The organism is Acinetobacter sp. V89_4, from assembly GCF_029967875.1.
Classification (GTDB): domain Bacteria; phylum Pseudomonadota; class Gammaproteobacteria; order Pseudomonadales; family Moraxellaceae; genus Acinetobacter; species Acinetobacter oleivorans.
In genome coordinates this window covers 1-806 of sequence record NZ_JASCAI010000013.1, presented here as the reverse complement: position 1 = coordinate 806, position 806 = coordinate 1, and the positions used below count along the sequence as shown (strand labels likewise).

Below are 806 nucleotides of genomic sequence, written 5' to 3'. Positions count from 1 at the left end.
ACAGTCGCAGTCGGATCGTTCACTGTACCAGTGAGTGCTGGTGTGCTGTCATTGGTCAACACATCATCGAGTGCAACGACAGGTGCAGTAATGTCCGCAGACACCACGCCTGAACCTGGCAATGAAGTATTGCCTGCAGGGTCAGTTGCTGTTGCTGTCACCGTTTGACCGTCAGTCAAGTCACCTGGGTTTGGTACTGACCAGCTGCCGTCTGTACCTGCAACCACAGTTGCTGTCGTACCGTCAGGGAAGCTTACAGTCACGGTTGAACCCGGTTCTGCTGTACCTGTTACCGGATCAGTGGCATTGATTGGATCAAGGACCGGTGCATTTGGTGCAGTGGTATCTACTGTCACGACAGCTGTATCTGTACCGACATTGCCTGCTGCATCTGTTGCAGTCACGGTAATGGTGTGTGGACCGTCTGTTAATGCAGGCAGTGTATTGTCTGCAAGGGTCCAGGTGCCGTCACCATTGTTGGTCGCTGGATAGTTCACACCATCCACAGTCACCACCACAGTCGCAGTCGGATCGTTCACTGTACCAGTGAGTGCTGGTGTGCTGTCATTGGTCAACACATCATCGAGTGCAACGACAGGTGCAGTAATGTCCGCAGACACCACGCCTGAACCTGGCAATGAAGTATTGCCTGCAGGGTCAGTTGCTGTTGCTGTCACCGTTTGACCGTCAGTCAAGTCACCTGGGTTTGGTACTGACCAGCTGCCGTCTGTACCTGCAACCACAGTTGCTGTCGTACCGTCAGGGAAGCTTACAGTCACGGTTGAACCCGGTTCTGCTGTACCTGT

1 protein-coding gene is annotated in these 806 nt (G+C 53.6%); it reads right to left on the bottom strand.

From position 1 onward, the window contains the following. Nucleotides 1-806: Ig-like domain-containing protein (locus QLG01_RS03100; protein ID WP_282495805.1), on the bottom strand; the 806-nt coding region annotated here is incomplete at both ends.